This window comes from Paenibacillus algorifonticola, from assembly GCF_050481745.1.
GTDB lineage: Bacteria > Bacillota > Bacilli > Paenibacillales > Paenibacillaceae > Pristimantibacillus > Pristimantibacillus algorifonticola_A.
This window is the reverse complement of sequence record NZ_JBCNGR010000041.1, coordinates 1-20,623: the sequence shown is the minus strand read 5'-3', so window position 1 is coordinate 20,623 and position 20,623 is coordinate 1. Positions and strand designations below refer to the sequence as shown.

Genomic DNA, 20,623 nt, shown 5'->3' with positions numbered 1-20,623 from the left:
TTAAACGCTTGGAGGAACTGGCGAACTACCGCTGCCTCCAGCATCTGCAGGCGGCACCTGGTTGTCGAATTCGCCTTGCGGCGCTCTGATCCAGCGATGGAAGAAGCCTTGGTCATATAAGGTTTTGAGCAAAATAATGAGCACGGGTGATAAGATGACGCCAGCAATTCCGAACAGCTTGAGCGAAATAATCATAAACGCCAGCATCGTAAATGCAGATACGCCGAGCGTATCTCCGGTAATTTTTGGCTCCAACAGCTGCCTCGCCAGTACGACGACGAGATACAATACGGACAGCCATACCGCAAGCGAGGTATGCCCCACGATAAACAAATAAATAACCCAAGGAATGAAGATTGTGCCTACTCCAAGCAGCGGCAGCACATCAAAAATAGCGGAGATGACGGCGACGACAAGGGCATTTTTGACACCGAGCAGCAGCAGGGCGATGAAGATGACGAAAAACGTAATCGTAATCATCTTGGCTTGTGCCTTCAGATAGCCGGAAATGCCTTTTAATACATTTTCACGCAAAAAGAAAAAGGCTTTTTTAAACGTTTTTGGCGTTTTATCCGCCGCTGTTTTTTTCCAGTCATTAATTTCAATACTAAGGAAATAAGCTAATATAATACCGACCAGAAAGTTAAACATAAAGCTGGAGAACGAAGAGACGTAGCCAACGGTTCCGGCAAACAGCGTTTTGACCAAATTCGGCACATATTCGGCAGCACCCTGGATGTATTCCGTAATTTGTGTGACGAGCTCAGGCGGGAGGGCCTGAATTTTATTTTGCACCTGTGAAGTGCGGAGCTCCACCTGTTCCTTGAGAATGGTCTCATATTCCGGCAGCTTGTCCAGAAACTCGGAGCCCTGCTTCGAAACAATGTAACCGAGCCCGGAGAAGGCGGAGAGAATAAGAATAGAAAACAATAAAATGGATATGCCTGAAGCGATGGATTTCTTAATGCCGATTTTGTTAAGCCTGCGTGCCAGCGGCTCAATGCACATAAATATAACAAAGGAGAAAATGATAGGTGTAGCCAATCGATAAAAATGACTAAAGGCAAGCATAATTAAATAAACCGTTAATGCGATTAGTGCAATGTCGAATGCGGTTCGCCAATATTTTTTATAAAACGGTAGCATAACTGAAAACCTCTCTTTTCCAATTTCGTTTATCTCGCTTTGATTGTACTATAATTTTAATTTTGCTGCCTATTTTTTGCTGCCTTATGATACAATTAAAGTTATCGTTGTTGGATTATCGCCGATTCCATGCAGCAAAAATTTTAATAACGGTGGGGAAACATATATGGAGAACTTGGTTGTCTGGACTCTTTATTTTTTCTCGTTCTACGCTTTCCTCCCTGCTTTTATCAGTCGTACTTTCGGATTTCGGGTTTTTAAGAAAGGCCTGGTAAAAAAGGAAATTGCCCTTACCTTTGACGATGGCCCGGATGCTGTCTATACGCCAAAGCTGCTCGAGTTGCTGGCTCGCTATGATGCGAAAGCGACTTTTTTCATCGTTGGCGCACATGGCGAAGCACACCCGGAGCTGTTACGCAAAATACATGAGGAAGGTCATACGCTTGGCATACACAATTATGTTCATCGAACAAATTGGTTTATGCGGCCAAGGTCCGTCAAGCGTCAGATCGAGCGTACATGCGAAATAATACGAGAGGCAACGGGGAGCCGTTCCAATTATTATCGGCCTCCTTGGGGCATTATCAATGTGTTTGATTTTGCTGGCATTGGACATTTGCAAATTGTTTTATGGTCGTCAATGTTCGGCGATTGGAACAGGAGACTGGGCGCGGAGCGACTTAAGCGAAAAATGCTAAAGAAGCTCCGCCCTGGCGAAGTGCTGCTGCTCCATGATTGCGGGCAAACGCCGGGTGCCCATCATGAGGCCCCTGCTAATATGCTGGTTGCCCTTGAATCATATTTGCAGGAAGGCTGCAAGCAAGGTTTTCGTTTTGTTGCGATTGAAGAAATGATTAAGCTGACAGAGCGGGCAAAGGAGCGCCAGCTGTCTTGGTGGAAAAAATCACTTATAGCGCTGTGGCTGCAATATGAGCGAGTGTTCCATCTCCTGTTTCAGCTCAAGCAGGTAGGGGAAGATTCACCACCGGCGTTCCATTATCGAACGATTTCTTACAGCGGCCAACCGATTGAGCTGGCAGATGGCCAGCGTTTAAACAAGGGAGACCGCGTTGTGGAGCTGCATTTTGACAACCGCAAGCTGTCCGGCATTGCTGCGGAAGCGGCTTCGCCACTGGCTGCGGGAATCAGGATGCTGCGGGAAGTAGAAGCTGCACTTCCTAGGCTTGCGAGCCAATTGGCCCATGATCCTGATGCAGTGGATGCGAAAGCGATATATGGCGTTACGATGATTCATCGAGGGGCGGATCGGCTTGGCTTTGAGGTGTTCCCTTTGCCTAGCGGTTTATTTGCCCGCACGACCCGAATTTATTTGCGGCTGCTTATGCGCGTGTTGACGAAGAAACAACGGAATGCGAAGAGCAAGGAGCGCAGGAAATCGATTGATCCGTGCATGCTGCTCATGCCAATGAGCAAAATGCAAGCTTATCAAAATATGCATGCAGCGTTGCTGCGGGTAAGCTCAGGGCAAGCTGCAGCAGCGGATTCTGTTCCTCCTGTAGAGGGCAGCACCTCTGCTATATAGTTGGGCATCGGCGTCTGTTTACAGGCAAGCTTAAGCCAGATGCCAATGGGGTAGAGTCAAGAGGCTCGATGGTGCTTGCTGGGGTATTGACCCAAAGGGAGACGTCGAGCTCGTAATTGCAAGTTGGCCAGCTAGCGCTGCTAGGCATGACCATACAAAAAAGCACGCTTGTTCGCGGCTAACGCGGATAAGCGTGCTTTTTTGTTGTGCGCCCGGCATGGGCGATAACTAGGCGGTGCAAGTCCGCTACAGGCTTGGCAGTAGGAACGGCTAGTCAAAGGCAAAGGTGTCGGTCGCAAGGCCGAATCTGATGGAAGCCGGAGGCAAACCCTCGGTCTGACGAACAGAAATCACATTAGGTACGTACGGTGGTGTAAGAGGTCAGCTACTCAACTAGTGGTTAGCCTCCTACTCGATTTTTCATTTACATAGGGGCAAAAAGAAAAGCAGCGCCGAAGCGCTGCTTGAAGTTAAACTACATTTTCATTACGCCGCCACGACTGGCGTTTGTAACGAGGTGGGAATAACGCGCGAGATAACCGCGTTTGATTTTTGGTTCGAAGCCTGGCCATGCAGCACGGCGTTTCTCGAACTCTTCATCGCTGATCAAAACGTTCATGCCACGGTTGTTCATATCCAGCTCAACGATATCGCCGTCTTGTACGAAAGCGATTGGTCCGCCCTCAGCCGCTTCCGGTGAAACGTGGCCGATACTGATGCCGCGGGATGCGCCGGAGAAGCGGCCGTCGGTTACGAGACCGACTTTAGCGCCAAGGCCCATACCAGCGATTTGCGAAGTAGGAGCGAGCATTTCTGGCATGCCAGGTCCGCCTTTAGGTCCTTCATAACGAATGATGACAACATGTCCTTCTTTAACTTTGCCGTTAGCAATGCCAGCAAGAGCTTCATCTTGGGAATCAAAGCAAATAGCAGGACCTTTATGATAGCCGTTAACCGATTTGTCGATCGCGCCGACTTTGATGATTGCGCCGCCTGGAGCAAGGTTGCCGAATAGTACAGCAAGCCCGCCACGCTCACTATGCGGATTATCAATGGTCCGAATAACGTCGGTATTTTGAATTTCACAGCCCTCTACGTTTTCACGAAGCGTCTTGCCCGTTACAGTGATGCAATCGCCATGCAGAGTGCCTTCTTTTTTGAACATTTCATTCAGTACAGCACTAACGCCGCCAGCAAGATGCACATCTTCGATGTGGTAATCGGAAGCCGGAGCGATTTTAGCCAAATGCGGCACGCGCTCAGCAATTTCGTTGATGCGCTCGATTGGGTAATCAATACCCGCTTCATGTGCAAGTGCCAGCGTATGAAGAACGGTATTTGTGGAACCGCCCATTGCCATATCAAGGGCAAAAGCATTATCGATCGTGTCTTTCGTTACGATGTCGCGAGGCTTGATGCCAAGCTCAATCAGCTTCATCAGCTGTGTAGCCGATTGCTTAACGAATTCCTTGCGCTCAGGTGCTACAGCAAGAATCGTGCCGTTGCCTGGAAGCGCGAGGCCGAGGCCTTCTGCAAGACAGTTCATCGAGTTGGCCGTAAACATGCCTGAGCATGAGCCGCAAGTTGGACAGCCGAACTGTTCAAGCTCCAGCAAGCCCTTATCATCGATGATGCCAGCTTGATAAGCGCCAACGCCTTCAAAAACGCTGGAGAGCGAGATCGAGCGGCCATCGGATGTTTTACCCGCTTTCATTGGTCCGCCGCTGACGAACATGGTCGGGATGTTGACGCGAAGTGCGCCCATCATCATGCCTGGTGTAATTTTGTCACAGTTCGGTATGCAGACCATACCGTCGAACCAGTGCGCATTTACAACGGTTTCTACAGAGTCGGCAATAATTTCGCGGCTCGCCAGCGAGTAGCGCATGCCGATATGTCCCATTGCAATTCCATCGTCAACGCCGATGGTGTTAAATTCGAAAGGAACACCGCCAGCATCGCGAATCGCTTGCTTAACAAGCTTTCCGAATTCCTGCAAATGAACGTGACCAGGTACAATATCAATATAGGAATTACAAACAGCAATGAAGGGCTTGTCGAAATCTTCCTCCGCTACTCCCGCTGCACGCAGCAAGCTGCGGTGTGGTGCGCGGTCAAATCCTTTTTTTATCATGTCGGAACGCATCTTCTTAGGTGCCATTAAAAATCCCTCCAGTATGAAAAGTCGATACCTTTGAGTTTAACACAGAGGACAAGCATTGGCTAGTAATGTTGATGGACTTATGTGCTTAAAACGGCTTCTGGCTTGGCTATCAAGGAAAAACAAGCTATAGTAGTAGGAAAAGTATAATTATCGTGGTTTTCATATGGCGTGAGAAAAATATTCCATTGAGCCGTGTAGAAATCCAGTATCGCGAGGGATATAAATGAATCAGGAAAATACGGAAAACAGAATAAAGAAAATGCGTGAAATGGACGAGGCCTTCCGCCAGCTTAGACGGCTTATCCATGCCGAATGGAATCGGTTTAATGTGCAAGGGCTCGGCATGACGGATGCAAAGATGGTTTTGCTGCTGTCGGAGCATGGCCCGCAGAAAGCGTCGGTTATGGCGGAGCTGCTGCAAATTACGAGCGGCGCGGTCACTGGCGTCGCTGACCGTTTAATTAATTTTGGCTATATTGACCGCGAGCGCAGCGAAGAGGATCGCCGTATTGTGCTGCTCACGATTACAGATGAGGGGCGTAAATTGGTCGACGGCATCATGCGGGTTCGCGAAGATTTAATGCTCAGGCTTTATGAAGGCTTTTCGCTGGAGGATATGGATATTACCGTGAGCATGTTCACGAAAATGAGTGAAAATTTGGAACGCAAGCGCGAGGATAACAGCGAGGCTTAACCCCGGCTGATTAGCCCTCGGTACTGACATGTCGCCAGTAAGCTTCCACTCAGCGTTCATATGAAAAAAAGGGATTCGCTTCGTTTGCACGAAGGAGTCCCTTTTTAACTATAGCTGGTCCGATCTTATGCTTATAGACCCTCGCCATTCAAGTAGTTATGGAAGGGCTTGTCTACCCAGAACGTATAGGAATCAATGTTGACCGCCGGATCGAGCTTGCGGAAGCCCTCTACGATGTCCTTCGATTGATCATTCAGCGAGAAGGACTGGGCATAATAATAACCGCTGCCTGTAATCTTATTGTTCGTAATGACCTCGTAATCATTGAGCTTGGTTGAGGAATAATAAAGCGGCTGGAACCATGAGCCATAGATCAGGCCAGGCTGATCGGCTTTATCTTTTTTTGCATATTGCAAAATAATAGGCTGGAAGCGGGCTTTATCCGCTGCAGTTTTGAACTCAAAAGCGATATCAAATTCCTTCGCATACGTAATATAATTGCCGTTCTCGATTTGGACTACTTTATAATTTTCAGTATCCTTTGTTGGTGGCTCGCCCCATTCCTTCATGAAGACAAAGGCGGATGTTTTAGGCTCCAGTTGGACCTTAGCGTCAATGCCTTCGCTGCGCAGCAGCCCGATAAGCTGGATCACATGCTTTAGGTCGCTGTGTCCATATGTGAGAGATAGCGATGGCGTGAAGTTAGCGTCAAAACGCGCATCCTTCAGGTTGTAGCCCGTCACCAAATTATTTTTGAGCGCCGCATCTACAATCGTTTGCAGCTCAGGCGCTTGAATAATGTTGGACGTTTTGAAAGCATCATTCAGTTCAGCGTAAATAGTGCTATCGCTGATGTTGCCGATGAAGTGCTTATATTCTCCTTTAAAGGAAAGAATTTGCACGATTAGTGTTTCGGCAAGCTGCGGCGTCAGTCCTTTGCCTTTAATGGCACCGTACTGGGAAGCTGGCAGCAGGCCTGTATCAACGGCTGCGGCAAGCTCTTGTGCTGCTGCTGTTCCAAGGGAGGAGGCAGGGATATTCAGCTTCTTCAGTCCAGCTGCAATTTTCGCCTGTGGGTATGTATGGGCCAGCTCCTCAAGTCCAGCTGCTTTAACGGCGATATACAAAGCGGAAGCTGCTGTCAGCTTTTGCTCAGCGTTTACAGTTGTTGATGTGAGAATACCTTGTTTATGAAGGGCAGCTGCTGCGGTATAATAAGGGCTGGTCTCCGTCAAATCAGTGAAGGCAGGAAGCTCTTCCGGCTGCTCCAGCTTAAGCGCACCCGCTACAGCTTGAATGAATTGTCCTTTTGTAATCGTGCTGGTCGTAAAGGTGATGCCGAACTTCTCTTTAAGGAACAGCTTAGCTTCGGATGAAGCGGCAGTCGTTGCTGTGCTTGTTGCTGTTGTAGTAGAAGCAGCTGCATAAATAGGGACTGCCGATGATAAAGCAATGGATAGGGCCAGAGATGCGGACAATAAGGATCTGGTTAGTGCAGGATATTTTGTGCTCATAAATTCCCTCCGGTATTGGATATTATTTTCCAAAACATATTAAATGACTCGGAATAGTACGATTATACTAGCATTGTTACAATTTTGTGTCAACATCGTATTTTTATAACTAACTTTCATGAAAATAATGTAGAATAAACAAGAGTTTTGTCGAATATTCGCTATTGACAAAATCCGATAAGCTTACTAGGATAAAGAGAAAAATACAAGCTATTTAAGGGAGAGAAACGTTCACAGATGAAAAAGACACTGGCGTTAACAATTTCATTATTGATGGTTGTCGTTTTAATGGCGGCTTGCGGCTCGAATGGAACAAACAACAGCAGCACCGGCACGAATACGGGCACGGCTACAAATACTGGAACAGCAACAGCTTCTCCTGAAAATGCAAAGCAAAAGCGCGTTGCGCTAGTGCTTCCTGAGCAAATCGGCGTTAACCCGTTTTTCGCATCGATGGATGAAGGCTTCAAAAGAGCTGGCGAAGAATTTAACGTAGAAGTGAAAACGATTGAATCGACAGACCCTGCTGCATTCGAGCAAAACCTGCGCGCAGCGGTAGCAGACAATTACGATCTGATCATTACAGCAACCTTCCAAGCGGAGGATGCTCTTAATAAAGTAGCAACAGAAAATCCGGACAAGCCATTCGCGATTATCGATACAACCGTGAATAAGCCGAACGTTCGCAGCGTCGTGTTCCGTGAGCAGGAGGCAGCTTATCTGCTTGGCGCAGCGGCGGGCCTTTCCACTAAAACAAATGTAGTCGGCGCAGTAGTAGCGATGGATACACCGCTGCTTAAGAAATACACATACGGTTTTGAGCAAGGACTTAAAAGCACCAACCCAGATGCAAAATTTTTGACCAACTACGTAGGCAATTTCAATGACTCGGCAAAAGGCAAGGAGCTTGCACTTCTTCAATACTCGCAAGGTGCAGATTTTGTAGCGGGCATGTCGGCAGTAGGCGATCTTGGCGTATTTGAAGCAGCGAAGGAAAAAGGCCTGTACGCTTCCGGCCAAGACATTGACCGTACAGAGCTTGATCCTGAGCATATCGTCCTTTCCCAATTGAAAGGTACGGATACAGTAGCTTATGAAACGGTTAAAGCCTTCGCAAATGGCCAATTCGACTTTACTGCAACTGATTACGGCTTGAAAGAGAAAGGTGTAGGTCTTACTTTTGTAACGACAGACAGCAAATCAAAACTTAGCCCATTCGTCGGTGAAGATACAATTACGAAAGTGAAAGCTATTGCTGAAGATATTATCTCAGGCAAAGTCGTCGTAGAGCTTCCAGCGGCGAAATAAGAAGATGCACCGGCTGCCAGCGAGCAGCCGGTTTGCTTGTTTTTGAAATATAGGAAAGGATATGATTTCGCCATCCTTTCTCTATATTTCTCGGACTGAAACGCCGCGCGCCGTCAAAGGACGGCTTTCGGCCGTTTCACCATGGTTTATTGTGAGAGGAGAGCTGCCCGCATGCTGCTGCAAATGAATAAGATTACTAAATCCTACGGAGCGCTAAAGGCCAATAGCGAAGTGGATTTTTCGCTGCTTAAAGGAGAAATTCATGCGCTGGTCGGAGAAAATGGTGCTGGAAAAACGACATTGATGCGTATTTTGTATGGCATGGAGACGCCGACTTCTGGCAGCATCGTTGTAAACGGCAAGCAGGTGGCGTTTCATAGCCCATCGGATGCTATTAACAGCAAAATCGGGATGGTGCATCAGCATTTTATGCTGTTCCCAACGTTCACCATTTCTGAAAACATCGTCATCGGCAGGGAGCCCGCCAAGGCAGTAAGCTTCGATCGCAAGCAAGCGGCACTTATAACCGAGCAATTGGGCGCTTCTTATGGCATGCCCGTTGATCCGTGGAAAAAGGTAGAGGATTGCTCGCTAGGCTTGCAGCAGCGCGTAGAAATATTGAAGGTGCTGCATCAGGGAGCCGAAATTATTATTTTGGACGAGCCGACAGCGGTATTAACTCCCCTTGAGGTCAAGGAGCTGCTTATTGCGATCAAGCGGCTGGCCGCGCAAGGCAAAAGCTTCATTCTAATCAGCCATAAGCTGCAGGAAATTATGGATGTAGCTGATCGCATTACAGTGCTGCGCGACGGTAAGCTCAGCGGTACGGTTCATGCAGCGGATACAAGTATTGATGAGTTGTCGCGAATGATGGTTGGCCGCGAGCTGCTGGACTTGCAGAAAGAGGCCCCCGCGGGTGGCGAGAAGGTGCTGGAAGCGGTGCAGCTTACGATAAAAGGCGCGCATGGAAAGCCGAAGCTTGATCAAGTCAGCCTTACCGTTCACGCGGGAGAAATTGTCGGCATCGCCGGCATTTCCGGCAATGGGCAATCGGAGCTGCTGCAGGCGATTTCAGGACTTGTTCCAGTCGATTCTGGAAAAATCGAGCTGCAAGGCAAAGAGGTTACAGGCGAATCAGTGCGCAGCATTCGTGAGCAAGGGCTAGCTCATATACCGGAGGACCGCTATCAATGGGGTGTGGCCAAGGACGCTACAGTGCTGGAAAATGGTCTAATGGGTCATGCCCGCCGTTATCAGCGCGGAGGGGTGCTGCGCGGAGCTGCTATTCGCCAGCTCGTAAGCGGCTGGGTTGAGCATTTTGGCATTAAGACAGGCTCGATTCATACGAAGGCGCAATATTTATCGGGGGGCAATTTGCAGAAGCTGATTGTGGCCCGCGAGCTTGCTCAGGAAACCCCTTTTCTAATTGCAGCCGAGCCCACCCGTGGCGTCGATATCGGCGCAATGGAAATTATTCATGGCGAGCTGCTGAAGCGGCGGGCTGATGGCGGAGCGATTTTGCTCGTGTCCTCGGAGCTGACGGAAATACTAAAGCTGTCTGACCGCGTGCTCGTTATGAATGAAGGCCGAATCGTTGGCGAGCTGCCGGGCTTAACGGCTACGGAAGAAGAAATTAGTCTGTTAATGGCGGGAGGATAAACGGGTGGACAAGCTTAAGGGAATACTGGGGGCGTTATTGCAGCCGCTTCTCGCCATCATTGTCGGTCTCGGAGCAGGCGCTATCGCCATCGCGATTGTTGGCGGATCTGTCACGGAGACCTATGCCGAGATGTGGAAGGGCGCCTTCGGCAGTTTTTATTTTTTCACGAATACATTAAGCCGCGCTACTCCTATAATGCTGATTGGGCTTGGGGTGGCGCTTGCCTTCCGCGCAGGCTTTTTCAATATGGGCTCCGAAGGACAAATGGTGCTTGGCGCGCTAAGCGCCGCAGTGACCGCGATTTATTTGCCAGGTCCAGCTTGGTTTAAGCTTGTTGCAGCGCTGCTTGCCGGCGTAATTGCTGGCGGACTATGGTCCGCTTTTGCCGGATGGCTGGATGCTAGGTTTCGCATGAACTTATTGATTACGACCTTATTGCTTAATTATATAGCCTCCTTATTTGCCGGTTATGTTGTTTCCTACCCCTTGATGGACAGATCCGGCTCGGCCGCTATGGCACAGACGGTCATGGTGGATAAGAGCGTGTGGCTGCCCAAGCTGTTTCAAGGGATGAGCCTGCATGCAGGGTTTCTGTTCGCGCTGATTGGGGCAATAGCGCTTGCTTGGTTTATGCGTTATATGGTTAAAGGCTATGAAATTCGCATGATGGGCGGCAATCCGCTATTCGCGAGCTACGGCGGTGTTAATCGCGGAAGGCTGATGCTGTACAGCATGTTCGCCAGCGGTGGGCTTGCCGGTCTAGCCGGAGCCGGGGAGGTGCTAGGCACCCAATACCGCTATCTGGATGGTGCACTTACCTCACCTGGGTACGCTTGGTCAGGTATTATGGCGACGCTGCTGGCTGGATCGAATCCGTTAGGCACTGCGCTGGCTGCCATATTGCTGGCCGCGCTGCAAACCGGCGGCATGGGCGTCGAGCGCAATACCGATGTGCCGCTGGAAGTATCGAGCATTATTCAGGCCGTACTTATTTTATTTATTTCCGCAAAGTTTACTTATTCGTTCTTTAAGAAAAAGAAGAAGGCGGGGGCTTAAGGTGGATCAGCTGTTTGATGTTTCCCTGTTCGCTTCGACACTCCGCATGATTACGCCGATTTTGCTTGCTGCGCTCGGCGGTGCGTTATGCGCGCGGGTCGGCCTGTTTAACGTCGGCTTGGAAGGGCTCATTCTCATTGGCGCCTTCTCGGCGATTGTCGGCAACCATTTGACGGGCAATGTATGGCTCGCTGTGCTGTTTGCTATCGTCTGTGTGCTCGTGTTCTCCTTATTGCTTGCCTATATGGCCATTCATTTGAAGGCGAATGTCATCGTCGTAGGGATTTCGCTTAACTTTCTTGCGCTTGGGCTGACGACGTTTTCCTTGCGGGCGATCTTTAATGTCAAAGGCGCTTATTATGATAAAAGCATGGTAGGCCTGCCAAAATGGGATATTCCGCTGATTAAGGACATTCCTTGGGTCGGAGATGTCGTTTCCGGCCATTCGCCGCTCGTTTATTTATCAATCGTGCTCGTCGCTTGTTTGCAGTATTATTTATTTAAAACCGTTTCGGGCTTCCGCTTGCTCGCTGCTGGCCAAAATCCGGTTGCTGCGAGAAGCCTCGGCATCAAAGTGACGCATATTCAGTATGGTGCTGTATTGATGTGCGGCGTCTTGTGCGGACTAGCTGGTGCGCAGCTGTCGCTCGGTCAAGTGACCATGTTTACCGAAGGCATGACGGCAGGACGAGGCTTTATCGCGCTAGTTGCCACGATGCTTGGACAGTCTAATCCGCTTGGCGTTGCTGGTGCGAGCTTGCTGTTCGGGTTTATGGATGCGCTCAGCACCCGGCTGCAGGGCTATGCGCTGCCGGTCCATTTTACAATGATGCTGCCTTATGTAGTGACGATTATTGCGATGTTTTTCTTCAAGGATAAAAGCTATTTGGCGGAAGCGCGCAAGGCGAACGAAAGCTCACGCTAGGAGCGCTGCTGCAAGCCGATTAATTGAAGGAGGTTTAATTGAGTATGCTTAGTAAAGCTGAACGTTTGAAAAAAGCGCCTGTTCGGCATATTGAAGTGGCCGCGGAAATCGCCCACCGGGTTCCGCCTGGACAAGCGCTGACGGATCGTTTTCCGATTTTGCATGAGAATGAAGTGCCTGAGTATAATATGGCGGAATGGACGCTGACAATTAGCGGTGCTGTCGAGAAGGAAACGGTGTTTTCCTATGATCAGCTGATGGCAATGAAGCAAACGACGCAGGTTAGCGATATTCATTGCGTGACCCGCTGGTCGAAGCTGGATACGAAGTGGGAAGGCGTCAAATTCAAGGATTTACTGCCGCTGCTTGGCATTAAGCCGGAAGCCAAATATGTGATGATTCATGCCGATCAGGATTATGAAACGAACCTGCCGCTTGAAGATTTATTGCGGGAGGATGTGCTGCTTGCTCACAGCTATGATGGCGAGCAGCTGACGCCAAAGCATGGCTGGCCGCTGCGCCTCGTGGTGCCGCATTTGTATTTCTGGAAAAGCGCGAAATGGATTCGCGGCTTTGAATTTATGACAGAGGACCGCCCGGGCTTCTGGGAGCGCAACGGCTTCCACAATTACGCGGATCCGTTTGAGGAGCAGCGCTTCTCGGGAGAAGATTTAGGTCTGCCAGAAGATGAATGGCATAAGAAGGAGTGGGATTAACTTGCTGCTGCCAATTTTACAAGTGAATACAGAGGATTTGCCTGCTATTGCTATCGTTTGCGGCGATCCGAAACGCGCCGAGACGATTGCAGGGCATTTGGAGGAAAAGCGCGAGCTGGCATTCAGCCGTGAATACCGCAGCTTCGTCGGAACCTACAAAGGAGTGCGACTTGCCGTAGTCAGCCATGGCGTTGGCTCGCCGGGTGCGGCGGTATGCTTTGAGGAGCTGATCAAGGGCGGCGTAACGACGCTGATCCGCGTTGGGACAGCGGGCTCTTATTCGGCCGATTATCCGGCCGGCAGCCTAGTTGTCAGCACGGCTGCGGTTCGCGCAGACGGCTTGACGCGCCAGCTGGTGCCAGAAGGCTTTCCCGCGGTTGCCGATCATGAAGTCAGCAGCGCCCTTTATGCGGCGGCTGTTGCGGAAGGCGGCATTGTGAAGAAGGGTATTACCGTTACACTTGATGCTTTCTTTACAGGCGTCGTGGACATTCCGCATAAGCAGTACAAGCAGGCTGGCGCGCTTGCAGTCGAGATGGAGATTGCCGCACTGTACATTATTGCAACGCTGCGAGGTGCACGCGCCGGAGCGATTCTAGCTTTGGATGGCTATGCCGATGCCGATTTGGCACAAGAATATGATCCGCATACGAACGTTGTAGCAGAAGCAATCGAACGGGAAATTGCTGCTGCTTTGAACGCAGCTGTGACACTGGCAAGCGCATAATTGAAGAGGGAGTGAAGGTCAAATGGAGCAGAAGGTATTTGCATTTTTGATGTTTTCGGGACAAGCTGACGAGGCGATGAAGCTATATGTTTCCACGTTCGAGGATGCTGACATTGTAAGCGCAAAGTATTATCCACAAAGCGAGCCTGGCGCTAAGCCTAAGGTGCTGCACGCTATTTTCTCAATAAAAGGCCAGCAGGTGATGTGCATTGACAACCAACTCAGCGATTCGCATCCCCATGCCTTTACTCCTGCTCTTTCCTTATTTGTAAATTGCGACAGCGAGGCGGAAATCAACGAGGTTTTCGCGAAGCTGGCGGAGGAAGGCAAAGTATTAATGCCATTGTCGCCATCGCCGGTCAGCACGTTGTTCGGCTGGCTGGAGGATAAATATGGCGTATCGTGGCAGTTGAATTTGCCTGCCCGCTAATCTGCCCGTTAATAGGCGTTCTTAAAAAGCTTTCTTAATAGGCGTTCATACGAAAGACCGCACTCCCTTTTGAGGGGAGAGCGGTCTTTTTTGTGTGTATGTCGGATTAACGTCGTGCTCCTGCTTGTGGCAACGGTTTGTAGTCGGTAAGCGGCGCTAGCCATACGAGGCCCGTTCCTCTGTACACGTTAACGAGACCTTCGCCCGAAGCGGCGGAGCCCAAAAGCGATTTTCCGGATTTTTCTACAGTGAAATCAAGGGAGCTCGACCACATCAAAGCAAAGTTGCCGTCTACCTTAAGCACATCATTTTGCAGCTCGACGACAACCGCTTCTTCTGAAGGGATCGGCGCTTCTATAGCGAGCACGCCTTTGCCTCTAACGCTTAAATTAAACAGCCCTTCGCCGCCAAGCGCAGCCGAGGAAAGTGTTTTGCGTGCGCTTACGCTTAATTCGAGAGTCGAGTGGCAGGCTAAAAATAGGCCGTCCTCGATGACGATGTGGTCGTTGTCCACGTCAATAAGCCACAAATAGCGATAGGTCGGCTCCAGCATAATCGTGCCTGTCCCTTTGTATACCGGTTTGACGGCGGACGTGCCGGTTACAGCGCCAGCGACTAAATTGCGCATCAATCCGCCGACGCCTTTAATGCCGGAATTCATTTCAATGCTGCCAATCATATACTGCATGGCACCTGCGCTCATCATAATTTCATTGTTGCTGAGCTCAATCATCAGCTGTTTTTTGCGCATATTGCTTTGATTCATAAAATAGTTCGCTTGTGCTTCCAGAGCATTCGTGGAGCTGAGATCCTCTTTGTATTCCAAAATGCTGAATCCGCCCATTTGATCTTGAATGAAGACGTTTTTGTTTTCTTTCACATTATTTAATTTAAAAGCCATTGACGTATCTTCCTCCTGTTGCATGCATTTTATAGGATGATGAAAGTGAAGTATTTCCAGTCCCTCATGTATTCGACAAAAAGCTCGATTATCCTTGTGTGGGCCCAATGTCTTCCCTTGTTCAGCGGCCCGCAGCTGTGCTATAGTACGAGAGGTGTGAAAATGTAAAGTCTGGAGTGAACGCTGCACACGGCGCATCACGACAGGAGAGGTTCGCGAACTCCCTCTATAAAAAACTAAGGAAAATGGAATGGCAGGATGAATTCCGTTTTTTTAAATATAAGAAGGTATAATTTTCACCTTTATACACTCTTATATTTCATCGCGAAACGGCAGCTTTGCCGCCAGAGGATGGCTTTCGGCCGTTTCACCTTGTTTTATGGGCAAAAGGTTCGAAGGATCTCTCTGCATGCTCCGGCTCTAGCCGGCATTAAAGAGAGGAGAATGAAAGATGACAGCAACACAAGAAATGCAAGCAGCACAAGAAATGCAGCAAAATCAAGCAGCATCAGGCGGACAAGCGGCGAAAAAAGCCGTCGTCGTATTTAGCGGAGGGCAGGACAGCACGACCTGTTTATTTTGGGCTCTCAAGCGTTATGACGTTGTGGAGGCTGTGACGTTCAATTATGGACAGCGCCACAAGCTGGAGCTGGACTCTGCTGCACAAATTGCGCAGGAGCTTGGCGTCAAGCATCATGTGCTGGATATGTCACTGCTTAATCAGCTGGCGCCAAATGCGCTGACGAGGGACGATATTGCGATTGAACAAACAGAAAGCGGCCTGCCGACGACATTCGTAGATGGCCGTAATTTGCTGTTTCTATCGTTCGCAGCGATACTTGCCAAGCAGATTGGCGCACATACGGTCGTAACCGGCGTTTGTGAGACGGACTTCAGCGGCTATCCCGATTGCCGTGACATCTTTATTAAATCAACGAATGTGACGCTTAATCTCGCGATGGACTACCCGTTCGTCATTGAGACCCCCCTCATGTGGCTGAATAAAGCGCAAACGTGGCAGCTTGCCGATGAGCTGGGCGCCTTCGAGTTCGTCAGAAACAAGACGCTGACCTGCTACAATGGCATCATCTCAGATGGCTGCGGCGAATGCCCGGCATGCAAGCTCAGATCGCAGGGTCTCAAGCAATATTTGTCTTCCCGCAAGGAGGAGATGGCCGAGTGATTCAGCAAATTTACCCTTCCGCAACACATTCCTACAGCTATGAGCTGAACAAAGATATGCATTTTGCCGCCGCGCACAGCATTCCGAGCGCCGATGCGGGCAAATGTGCCCAGATCCATGGGCATACGTATTTCGCCAATGTGACGATCGCTGGCGATGAGCTCGATGCTTCCGGTTTTCTTGTTAATTTTGCTCTCATTAAGCGGCTTATTCATGACCGCTTTGACCATACGTATTTAAATGATGACAACGAGCATTTCCATGCGCAAAGCGCGGAGTATTTTCCGACAACGGAAGTCGTTGCGCGCACCATCTATGAAATTACGCAAAATTATTTGGATCAGCTGGCGAACAAGCCGCGCTGTGTCCAAGTGTTTTTGCGCGAGACGCCAACGAGCTACGTCATTTACCGCCCCAAAAAGACGGTTCAGCTGTTAGCGGCTAAGCAAGTCCAAGATGAGGCGGCTGCTCCCGATGCTTAAGCAGGCTGAAGCACGTATCCCGGTTATGGAAATCTTCGGGCCGACTGTGCAAGGGGAAGGGATGGTCATCGGACAAAAAACGATGTTCGTCCGCACAGCCGGCTGCGACTACAGCTGTGCTTGGTGCGATTCTGCCTTTACGTGGGATGGAACAGGCAAGGATGAGATCCGCATGCTCACCGCAGCGGAAGTGATGTCGGAGCTGCACGCCGTCGGCGGAGAAGCGTTCTCGCATGTGACGCTGTCCGGCGGCAACCCGGCACTGCTTCGCCATGCGGGCGAGCTGGTGCACGGGCTGCATGCCGCAGGCATCCAGGTTGCGCTGGAAACGCAGGGCAGCAAGTGGCAGGACTGGCTGCTCGACATTGACGAGCTGACCTTGTCGCCCAAGCCGCCCAGCTCCGGAATGATGACCAACTGGGACATGCTGGACCAGATCGTAAGCCGGCTGTCGGAGGCGGCACGCAGCTTTAGCCTGAAGGTCGTCGTATTTGACGACGCTGACCTGGCATATGCCGCAAGTGTACACGCGCGGTATCCGGAAGTGCTTTTTTTCGTTCAAGCGGGCAATGATGACCTTGCCGAAGGCGATAATGGCAAGCTGCGCGACAAGCTCGTGAAGCGGTATGAATGGCTGATTGAACGCGTGATGGTTCGCAGCGATATGAATCAGGTGAGGGTGCTGCCGCAGCTGCACGCTTGGGTGTGGGGCAACAAACGCGGCGTTTAGCCAAGCGGAGTAACGCTTTATTTAAATTTAGGAGTGGATATCATTTTTCCATCCATTCTCTATGATTCTACGTGAAACCGTAGCTTTGCCGCTAGAGGACGGCTTTCAGCCGTTTACGCTTGTTCACTGTGCCTAGATAGAGGGGTTTATAAATAGAAGGCTTGCGATGAGTGATAAGAGAAGGAGTGAATAACGATGAGTGGAAGAAAAGAGGAAGAGCTGCAGGGGATCAGCCTGCTTGGCAATCAGGGAACAGCTTATACGTTCGAATATTCGCCGGAAATTTTGGAGTCCTTTGATAATAAGCATCCGTACCGGGATTATTTTGTGAAGTTTAATTGCCCGGATTTTACGAGCCTTTGCCCGATGACGGGGCAGCCGGATTTTGCCACGATTTATATTTCCTATGTTCCTGATGTAAAGATGGTAGAAAGCAAGTCGCTCAAGCTGTACTTATTCAGCTTCCGCAATCACGGAGATTTCCACGAGGACTGTGTAAACATTATTATGAACGATTTGATCAAGCTGATGGACCCCCGCTATATTGAGGTATGGGGCAAGTTCACGCCGCGTGGCGGCATTTCTATCGACCCTTATTGCAATTATGGGAAGCCGGGCACAAAATACGAGCAGATGGCGGAAAACCGCCTGATGAACCATGACTTATACCCGGAAAAAATAGATAACCGCTAGTAAACGACGTCTTTCATCCGCGAATCGTTGAGGTTGTGCATCAAATCAACGTTGTAAACCGCCATCATTGAATAGAAGTATTCCGACGTAGATGCGACTCAAGATTCCTGCCACAAAAGCCGCCGCAGCCGTGGAAATCGCGATAGTTGCGGAAGCCGTGGCAGCAGCTATATTTCGAAAGCGAAAGCTTCTAAGAAAAGCGTTAAAAAAGCAAAACGCTAGCGCTCGAACGGAGCTTTCGATTCTAATTAGCTTGACCTCACTAGAGTAATAACGTCAAAAAATCCGGAATTCTTCATTAAGATGGGATTCCGGATTTTTTGCATGCAGGCAATTCTACATTTTTTGCAGAGGTTCTCCTATAAAATGATCAGATGGATGGCACGAGAAAGTTAGACTTGGTTTTTGCCACCTGCTATTTATCAATTAAGGAGGAATGTTATGCTGCAACGTAGGAATTACAAACTCATTTTTAGAAAGGAGCTAGTACTCACATTCGTATTTGCATTCACGCTTTCTCTGTTTTTTCAAACATACACGTAGAGGGGGCAGAATCGCAGCCTTCTACAGACCAAAAGCAAATTAAGCTGCCAATGAGCTTTGACAAAATGAATTTTAGCAAATTAAAGGCCAGCTCTCAGCAGATTGAGCCGATTTCAGATCTGACACTTGATATTTATGCGATTTCGCCAGATTGGGATAATTACGCAGATTTTACGAATATTGATGTCAATGTCAACGAGCATCTCCCGTATTTTTCTCTTGATGTTTACGCGATAGAAGGGGAGACGCTAACCTATAAAGGAAGATTGTTCAAGGACACTGAAAATATGGGGCCGGGTTACTATGGTTATGCCTTTTGGATGGGAGAGGTGTGGCTTAATTCGGAGCATATCCAATTAGAAGAAGGCCATTATGCGATCATTCCACAGGTGGGCTTGGGAGAAGAGGACTTGCTATTGGATAAGCTTATCGATGTCATTATTGATTTGACGCCGCCTGTTTCTGAGTTGAGTGAACCGTCTGTGACCGCAGTAGATGATGTAGGAACGATTCATGGGCGTGTCATCAGCGATTTGATGATTGATGCATTGGGCAATTATTCAGGCATTACGGTGTCTGTTAGCCCTAGTAATTCTTCAAACACATATTATTATGGAACATTTGCTGAAAATGGTGAATTTAGCGTTGAAGTGCCGCTTAAATATGGGCTTAACCGATTTTATGTAACCGTTCACGATGCTGCGTTTAATGGCAGACAGCCGATCTACACTGTCGATTACGTACGTGAAAAAGAACCGACGGAACCTGCAATTGCAGCGGTTGCTTCTAAAATCGAAGCAGCAATCGGTGAGACTTTTGATATCGCTATTGATTTTGCCCGAGTCAATGATTTGTATGCCGCACAGTTCAGTCTGACTTATGACAGCGCATTGCTTAAGGGCTCGACGGGGCCAAGCGTTGCACTTGGAAATCATCAGCAGCAAGCGAATGCTGGTGCAGCGCTCATTACGAGAGAGAAAATAGTCGAACTGGGCAATGGGCGCGTGCGTACTGACTATATTGTATCGCTGGTCGGGGATATAACGGGCTACAGCGGTGCTGGAACTTTTGCGACCCTTCATTTTTCAAGCATGACAGCGGGAACATTCCGTTTTGATCTGTCTCAGGTCCAGGCGCTGAACAGCAGTGCAGAGGTGATTGAATATGAGTCGGTGAAAAATACAGTAGTAACCGTTTTGAACGGGCAGGGTGAGCAAAAACATACGATTTCTGGGAAAGTTTCAGCGGAAGCACTCAGTAGCAGCGTTGATTATAGCAACGTGTGGTACGATGGCACAGATGATGTTCATAAAGTGGTTGTTGAAGCAATTGATTCAAATGGAACTGTAGCAGCAATCGCCTGCTCCATGGGGTGTTGATATTCCCTTCTCCATTCCACGGGAGCATTTGCGGCTTCACTATCGATCTTCATGGGAGGATTTAATAGCGGCAGCTTATTCCGATACAAGGGAGCGGTTTAAAACGAAATTCGGTAATGTGCATCGTGGAAAAAATGATGCTGTCGATTGTCGCATTACCGACATCGCCGCGAATGCCAAAAGCCCGATTGCGACAACGCCAATCAGTATGAATGGCATGTTGCTTGGCAGTCGCAGGCTGCTGTTGAACGTGATGGACAGCGCCACGATCTACCCGTTTACAGCTCGGAAGGGGGAGAAGTCTTCGAGATTGTACGAGGTTTATCCGAGCAATGGCTGGTCCAGGCTTGGATTGAATAGGGAGGAGCTTCACGACATTCAGCGGCTTCCAGATGTTTTTAAGGTGAAGATAGATCCTGACTTTCATATATCCTTTAATAGCAATCTTATCCCCCTGGAACAGAGAGGCCAAAAAGCAGGCAAGGCAAATCAACATGCGACAGATGCGATGATGGCCTGTTTGACGCTGGCGTACTGCCAAATGAAATATGGAATAGACGATGATTGGGGACATAAGCCTGCATTTGCCTCCGCAGAGGAATGGCAACTGATTAGACAGGAGGGCTTAATTGTCAGAATGTAGATGGAAGGGGCAAGGTTGAGCTAGAGAATAAGGGGTCTTATTTAGCTGCAATAAGAGTGGCTATGAATGTTTTTTAATTTATTTTCGAAAAAACACTTGCAATAGTATAGGAACCCATGGTATATTCTAATTCCGGCCGAGAGATACACGGTTCGGACGCAAGAAACAAGCAAGAGAAATTGTTCT

Annotated in this window: 19 protein-coding genes and 1 riboswitch; of the genes, 15 read left to right on the top strand and 4 right to left on the bottom strand. The window is 49.1% G+C overall.

Annotated elements, in window-relative coordinates; all coding sequences use genetic code 11:
* A complete protein-coding gene (ytvI, locus tag ABEW34_RS27955; RefSeq protein WP_430163857.1) occupies positions 1-1,146 on the bottom strand; it encodes a sporulation integral membrane protein YtvI in 1,146 nt (381 codons plus the stop codon).
* 166 nt (positions 1,147-1,312) lie between these two features.
* Between ytvI and ABEW34_RS27950 the strand changes: the two genes are divergently transcribed.
* Positions 1,313-2,689 carry a polysaccharide deacetylase family protein gene (locus ABEW34_RS27950; protein WP_430163855.1) on the top strand — a complete coding sequence of 459 codons (1,377 nt, stop codon included), beginning with the start codon at positions 1,313-1,315 and terminating at the stop codon, positions 2,687-2,689.
* 475 nt (positions 2,690-3,164) lie between these two features.
* Here the strand turns inward: ABEW34_RS27950 and ilvD are convergent, their stop codons facing one another.
* Entirely contained in the window at positions 3,165-4,850 is a 1,686-nt protein-coding gene (ilvD, locus tag ABEW34_RS27945) for a dihydroxy-acid dehydratase (protein WP_430163852.1), read from the bottom strand.
* A gap of 226 nt (positions 4,851-5,076) precedes the next feature.
* Here ilvD and ABEW34_RS27940 point away from each other — a divergent pair, with 226 nt between their 5' ends.
* Positions 5,077-5,547, top strand: coding sequence for a MarR family winged helix-turn-helix transcriptional regulator (locus tag ABEW34_RS27940; RefSeq protein ID WP_430163850.1), 471 nt, complete (start codon positions 5,077-5,079; stop codon positions 5,545-5,547).
* A 131-nt stretch (positions 5,548-5,678) separates the two neighbouring features.
* On the opposite strand, the gene ABEW34_RS27935 is transcribed toward ABEW34_RS27940, so the two are convergent.
* Positions 5,679-7,061, bottom strand: coding sequence for a hypothetical protein (locus tag ABEW34_RS27935; protein ID WP_430163848.1), 1,383 nt, complete (start codon positions 7,059-7,061; stop codon positions 5,679-5,681).
* A 237-nt stretch (positions 7,062-7,298) separates the two neighbouring features.
* Here ABEW34_RS27935 and ABEW34_RS27930 point away from each other — a divergent pair, with 237 nt between their 5' ends.
* From ABEW34_RS27930 to ABEW34_RS27900, 7 genes are all read left to right on the top strand, one after another.
* Complete coding sequence (locus tag ABEW34_RS27930) at positions 7,299-8,369, top strand: BMP family lipoprotein (RefSeq protein ID WP_430163846.1); 1,071 nt, start codon at positions 7,299-7,301, stop codon at positions 8,367-8,369.
* 171 nt (positions 8,370-8,540) lie between these two features.
* Entirely contained in the window at positions 8,541-10,028 is a 1,488-nt protein-coding gene (locus tag ABEW34_RS27925; protein ID WP_430163843.1) for an ABC transporter ATP-binding protein, read from the top strand.
* 4 nt (positions 10,029-10,032) lie between these two features.
* Positions 10,033-11,085: an ABC transporter permease gene (locus tag ABEW34_RS27920; RefSeq protein WP_430163840.1), complete on the top strand. Its 1,053-nt coding sequence runs from the start codon at positions 10,033-10,035 to the stop codon at positions 11,083-11,085.
* Between the two features lies 1 nt (position 11,086).
* The gene (locus tag ABEW34_RS27915; protein ID WP_430163837.1) at positions 11,087-12,010 is read left to right on the top strand and encodes an ABC transporter permease; all 924 of its coding nucleotides are present in this window, start codon (positions 11,087-11,089) and stop codon (positions 12,008-12,010) included.
* 44 nt (positions 12,011-12,054) lie between these two features.
* Positions 12,055-12,726 carry a sulfite oxidase-like oxidoreductase gene (locus ABEW34_RS27910; RefSeq protein WP_430163834.1) on the top strand — a complete coding sequence of 224 codons (672 nt, stop codon included), beginning with the start codon at positions 12,055-12,057 and terminating at the stop codon, positions 12,724-12,726.
* 1 nt (position 12,727) lies between these two features.
* Entirely contained in the window at positions 12,728-13,453 is a 726-nt protein-coding gene (locus ABEW34_RS27905) for a nucleoside phosphorylase (RefSeq protein ID WP_430163830.1), read from the top strand.
* Positions 13,454-13,475: 22 nt separating this feature from the next.
* A complete protein-coding gene (locus tag ABEW34_RS27900; protein ID WP_056040071.1) occupies positions 13,476-13,883 on the top strand; it encodes a VOC family protein in 408 nt (135 codons plus the stop codon).
* A gap of 106 nt (positions 13,884-13,989) precedes the next feature.
* Here the strand turns inward: ABEW34_RS27900 and ABEW34_RS27895 are convergent, their stop codons facing one another.
* A complete protein-coding gene (locus ABEW34_RS27895) occupies positions 13,990-14,784 on the bottom strand; it encodes an AIM24 family protein (RefSeq protein WP_430163827.1) in 795 nt (264 codons plus the stop codon).
* A 202-nt stretch (positions 14,785-14,986) separates the two neighbouring features.
* Positions 14,987-15,030: riboswitch (PreQ1 riboswitch) on the top strand.
* A 241-nt stretch (positions 15,031-15,271) separates the two neighbouring features.
* Here ABEW34_RS27895 and queC point away from each other — a divergent pair.
* From queC to ABEW34_RS27865, 6 genes are all read left to right on the top strand, one after another.
* A complete protein-coding gene (gene queC, locus ABEW34_RS27890) occupies positions 15,272-15,967 on the top strand; it encodes a 7-cyano-7-deazaguanine synthase QueC (protein WP_430163908.1) in 696 nt (231 codons plus the stop codon).
* On the top strand, positions 15,964-16,449 hold the full coding sequence (locus tag ABEW34_RS27885) for a 6-pyruvoyl trahydropterin synthase family protein (protein WP_430163824.1): 486 nt from the start codon (positions 15,964-15,966) through the stop codon (positions 16,447-16,449). The genes queC and ABEW34_RS27885 overlap by 4 nt, the downstream gene beginning before the upstream one ends.
* On the top strand, positions 16,442-17,179 hold the full coding sequence (gene queE, locus ABEW34_RS27880; RefSeq protein ID WP_430163821.1) for a 7-carboxy-7-deazaguanine synthase QueE: 738 nt from the start codon (positions 16,442-16,444) through the stop codon (positions 17,177-17,179). The genes ABEW34_RS27885 and queE overlap by 8 nt, the downstream gene beginning before the upstream one ends.
* A 195-nt stretch (positions 17,180-17,374) precedes the next feature.
* A complete protein-coding gene (gene queF, locus ABEW34_RS27875) occupies positions 17,375-17,872 on the top strand; it encodes a preQ(1) synthase (protein WP_430163818.1) in 498 nt (165 codons plus the stop codon).
* Positions 17,873-18,480: 608 nt separating this feature from the next.
* A complete protein-coding gene (locus ABEW34_RS27870) occupies positions 18,481-19,794 on the top strand; it encodes a cohesin domain-containing protein (protein ID WP_430163815.1) in 1,314 nt (437 codons plus the stop codon).
* A 28-nt stretch (positions 19,795-19,822) separates the two neighbouring features.
* Positions 19,823-20,437, top strand: a complete 615-nt coding sequence (locus ABEW34_RS27865; protein ID WP_430163812.1) for a hypothetical protein — start codon at positions 19,823-19,825, stop codon at positions 20,435-20,437.
* Positions 20,438-20,623: the final 186 nt, after the last annotated feature.

Bases quoted from the DNA above. Each gene is read 5' to 3' on its own strand.
- ytvI (WP_430163857.1), bottom strand. From the start codon at position 1,146: ATGCTACCGTTTTATAAAAAATATTGGCGAACCGCATTCGACATTGCA.
- ABEW34_RS27950 (WP_430163855.1), top strand. From the start codon at position 1,313: ATGGAGAACTTGGTTGTCTGGACTCTTTATTTTTTCTCGTTCTACGCT.
- ilvD (WP_430163852.1), bottom strand. From the start codon at position 4,850: ATGGCACCTAAGAAGATGCGTTCCGACATGATAAAAAAAGGATTTGAC.
- ABEW34_RS27940 (WP_430163850.1), top strand. From the start codon at position 5,077: ATGAATCAGGAAAATACGGAAAACAGAATAAAGAAAATGCGTGAAATG.
- ABEW34_RS27935 (WP_430163848.1), bottom strand. From the start codon at position 7,061: ATGAGCACAAAATATCCTGCACTAACCAGATCCTTATTGTCCGCATCT.
- ABEW34_RS27930 (WP_430163846.1), top strand. From the start codon at position 7,299: ATGAAAAAGACACTGGCGTTAACAATTTCATTATTGATGGTTGTCGTT.
- ABEW34_RS27925 (WP_430163843.1), top strand. From the start codon at position 8,541: ATGCTGCTGCAAATGAATAAGATTACTAAATCCTACGGAGCGCTAAAG.
- ABEW34_RS27910 (WP_430163834.1), top strand. From the start codon at position 12,055: ATGCTTAGTAAAGCTGAACGTTTGAAAAAAGCGCCTGTTCGGCATATT.
- ABEW34_RS27900 (WP_056040071.1), top strand. From the start codon at position 13,476: ATGGAGCAGAAGGTATTTGCATTTTTGATGTTTTCGGGACAAGCTGAC.
- ABEW34_RS27895 (WP_430163827.1), bottom strand. From the start codon at position 14,784: ATGGCTTTTAAATTAAATAATGTGAAAGAAAACAAAAACGTCTTCATT.
- queC (WP_430163908.1), top strand. From the start codon at position 15,272: ATGCAGCAAAATCAAGCAGCATCAGGCGGACAAGCGGCGAAAAAAGCC.
- queE (WP_430163821.1), top strand. From the start codon at position 16,442: ATGCTTAAGCAGGCTGAAGCACGTATCCCGGTTATGGAAATCTTCGGG.
- queF (WP_430163818.1), top strand. From the start codon at position 17,375: ATGAGTGGAAGAAAAGAGGAAGAGCTGCAGGGGATCAGCCTGCTTGGC.
- ABEW34_RS27870 (WP_430163815.1), top strand. From the start codon at position 18,481: ATGAATTTTAGCAAATTAAAGGCCAGCTCTCAGCAGATTGAGCCGATT.